At 73.5% G+C, this 3,818-nt stretch carries 1 protein-coding gene; it reads left to right on the top strand.

The annotated features are described in order from the left end of the window. Positions 1-45 precede the first annotated feature (45 nt). A partial coding sequence (locus ACZ60X_RS43770) for a type I polyketide synthase (RefSeq protein WP_469611413.1) occupies positions 46-3,818 on the top strand: 3,773 nt, incomplete at its 3' end.

Below are 3,818 nucleotides of genomic sequence, written 5' to 3'. Positions count from 1 at the left end.
GGTGGCTCGCTGCGTCGTGGGGAGGGGGGACTGCGGCGGCTGTTGATGTCGATGGCGGAGGTGTTCGTCAGGGGTGTGGCGGTGGACTGGACGGGCGTCCTGCCCGCCGAGGCGCTCGACGCCCGGGTGGACCTGCCGACGTACGCCTTCGACCACCGCCACTACTGGCTCCGGCTGAACGGAGCGACCGATGCCACCGCCCTCGGGCAGGCGCCCACGGACCACCCGTTGATCGGGTCGATCGTGGAAGTCCCCGAGAAGGGCGGAGTGTTGTGCACCTCCCGGCTGTCCCTGCGCACGCACCCCTGGCTGGCGGAACACACCGTCGGCGGAGTGGTCCTGGTCCCCGCCGCCGCCCTGGTCGAGCTGGCCGTGCGGGCCGGTGACGAGGTCGGGTGCGGAACCGTCGACCAGCTCACCATCGCCGTTCCGTTGGTGCTGCCGGAGCAGGGCGGGATACGCGTCCAGGTCGCCGTCGGCGGAGTGGACGAGAACGGCTGTCGTACGGTCACCGTGTACTCGACGCGCGAGGACACCACCGAGGTGAGCGGGGGGGAGGCCTGGGTACGGCACGCCACCGGTCTGCTGACGGCGACGCCCAAGCCGGGTGACGGCCCGCAAGGCGACTTCGGCGCCTGGCCGCCGGCCGGTGCGCAGCGCGTGGACGTGACGGCGCTGTACGACGGTCTGGTCCGGCGCGGCTACGAGCACGGGCCGCTCTTCCAGGCCGTACGAGGGCTCTGGCGGCTCGGTGACGAGATACTCGCCGAGGTCGCGGTACCCGAGGACGAGCGTGCGGAGGCCGGGCGGTTCGGGCTCCACCCGGCGCTGCTGGAGGCGGCTCTGCACCCCGCGCTGCTGAACGCGGCCGTCGCCGACGGCGGCTCCCGGGTGTGGCAGTACCTGACCTGGCACGGTCTCGCGTTGCACGCCGTCGGGGCCACGGAGCTGCGGGTACGGATCACGCCGCACGGCCGCGACGCGCTGGCGCTGGAGGCGGTCGACCAGGCCGGCGGGCTGGTGCTTCGGGCGGACGCGGCGGAGCTACGACCGTTGTCCACCGACCAGTTGGAGACTGCCGCCGGCACGGTCAGCGACGACTCGCTCTTCCGTGTCGAGTGGACCGCGCTGCCCGGGGCCGGTACACCGGTGGGCGGACCGCCGGCCTGGGCCGGGGTGCGCTCCGCCGCCGATGTCTTCGCCATGGCGGAGGGCATGGCCACGGCAGCGGAGCCGCCCGCGCTCATCGTGCTGGAAGCCGTCCTCACAGGTGGCCAAGGCGCAGCCGGTCAAGGCGTGGACGACTCGGCGCTGGCGCTGACGAACCGGGTGCTGGCGGCCGTACAGGCATGGCTGGCCGCCCCCGCCCTGGAATCGACCCGGCTGGTCGTGACCACCAGGGGTGCGGTACCGGCCGGTGCCGACGGCGTGGTCACCGATCCGGCGGGTGGCGCGGTGTGGGGCCTGATCCGAGCCGCGCAGTCCGAGAACCCGGACCGGATCCTCCTCCTCGACCTCGACCCCGCTCCCGAGCCCGCAGAGGATCCCGAACCGGGCGGCCTCCCGCTCGGCACGGCCGTCACGGACACGGGCGCTGTCAACACCCTCGAGCGCGCCCTGGGCCAGGTGGCGACCGGCACCGAGCCCGAACTCGCCCTGCGGAGCGCGACGTTGTTCATGCCCCGGCTCGTCCGTGCCACCGCCGCAGGCCCGGACCGGCCGGCAACCGAACCCGAGGTGCCCGTGGTGCTCGACCCGGAGGGCACGGTCCTGATCACCGGTGGCACCGGCTCGCTCGGCGGGCTCCTGGCCCGGCACCTGGTCGCCCGGCACGGCGTCCGTCACCTCGTACTGGCCAGCCGCCGTGGCCAAACAGCCGATGGCGCAGCAGAGCTGGTCGCCGCACTGACTGAACTCGGTGCGACGGAGGTGACGGTGGCGTCGTGCGACGTCACGGACCGCGAGGCGGTCGCCGCGCTGCTGGCCGAGGTGCGCCGGGGCGGGCGCCCACTGACCGGGGTCGTGCACACCGCTGGCATCGCCGGCGCCGGAGTGATCGGCACCATCCGGCCCGAGCAGGTGGAGTCGGTCTTCGCCCCGAAGGTGACAGCCGTCCGGCACCTGGACGAACTGACCCGCGAACACGTCCCGGAACTCGCCGCGTTCGTCGTCTTCTCGTCCGTCTCGTCCGTCTTCCTCGGCGCGGGCACCGGCAGCTACGCCGCGGCGAACGCCTTCCTGGACGCCGTAGCCCACCAGCGCCGGGCCGCCGGCCTGCCCGCCACCTCGCTCGCCTGGGGGCTGTGGGATCAGGCGACCGGCGGCATGGCAGCCGGCATGGACGACCTGACCCGCAGCCGGATGAACCGGCGCGGAGGTGTCCTGCCCATGTCTCCCGAGGAGGGCATGGACCTCTTCGACGCGGCCCTGCGCACCGGTGATCCGCTGCTCGTACCGGCCAAACTGGACCTGCGGCAGCTGCGCACCGACGCCGGCGCCGGCCGGGCCATCCCCACTCTGCTGCGCGGCCTGGTGCGCACCGGTCGGCAGACCGTCCGGGCCGCGACCGGCGACAGCGGCGGAGGTCTGGCGGAGCGACTGGCCGGGTTGGGTCCGGCGGAGCGGGAGGCGCTGTTGCTGGACCTGGTGCGGGCGCACGCGGCGGCCGTGCTCGGTCACGCCGGCCCGGAGGGCATCAGGCCGGAGACCGCGTTCCGTGACTCCGGGTTCGACTCGCTCACCTCGGTCGAGCTGCGTAACCGCATCCGTGAGGCCACCGGCCTCAAGTTGCCGGCCACTGTGGTGTTCGACCATCCGACGCCGTTCGCCCTGGCCCGCCATCTGTGCGGCGAGCTGGGGGAGACGGCGCTGACGGCTCCTGCTCCGGTACCGGGCGCGGCGCTCACGCTCGCCGATCCGGACGAGCCGATCGCGATCGTGGGAATGGCGTGCCGGCTGCCCGGCGGGGTCAACAGCCCTGAGGAGCTGTGGCAGTTGGTGTTCGAGGGCCGGGACGCCATGTCCGGCTTCCCCGCCGACCGCGGCTGGGACCTGGGCGGCTTCTTCAGCGACGACCCGGACCAGGCCGGTACCTCGTACGTGAGCGAGGGCGGCTTCCTGTACGACGCCGCTCTCTTCGACGCGGCCTTCTTCGGTATCTCGCCGCGTGAGGCGCTGGCGATGGACCCGCAGCAGCGGCTGCTGCTGGAGACCTCCTGGGAGGCGCTGGAACGGGCCGGCATCGACCCGCTGTCCCTGAAGGGCACGGACGTCGGCGTGTTCTCCGGCCTGATGGGCCAGGGCTACGGCACCTCGGGCCCGGTGCCCCCCGAACTGGAGGGCTTCACCGGCACCGGAGGCATGGGCAGCGTGGCCTCCGGCCGAGTCGCCTACGTCTTCGGCTTCGAGGGCCCCGCCGTGACCGTCGACACGGCCTGCTCCTCGTCCCTGGTCGCCATCCACCTGGCCGCCCAGGCCCTGCGCAACGGCGAGTGCTCGATGGCCCTGGCCGGCGGTGCGACCGTCATGGCGACACCGGGCACCTTCGTCGAGTTCTCCCGGCAGCGGGGGCTTGCGGCTGATGGGCGGTGCAAGTCGTACGCGGATGCGGCTGATGGTACGGGGTGGGCCGAGGGTGCTGGTGTGGTGGTGCTGGAGCGGTTGTCGCAGGCGCGGCGCGGGGGGCGTCGGGTGCTGGCGGTGGTGCGGGGCAGTGCGGTGAACCAGGACGGTGCGTCCAATGGTCTGACGGCGCCGAACGGTCCGTCGCAGCAGCGGGTGATCCGTAAGGCGTTGGCGGCGGCCGGGTTGTCCGCGGC

The sequence above is a fragment of the Streptomyces sp. NPDC104106 genome, from assembly GCF_055584345.1.
Note: the sequence above shows the minus strand (reverse complement) of the source record. Positions and strands in the feature narration are given on the sequence as shown.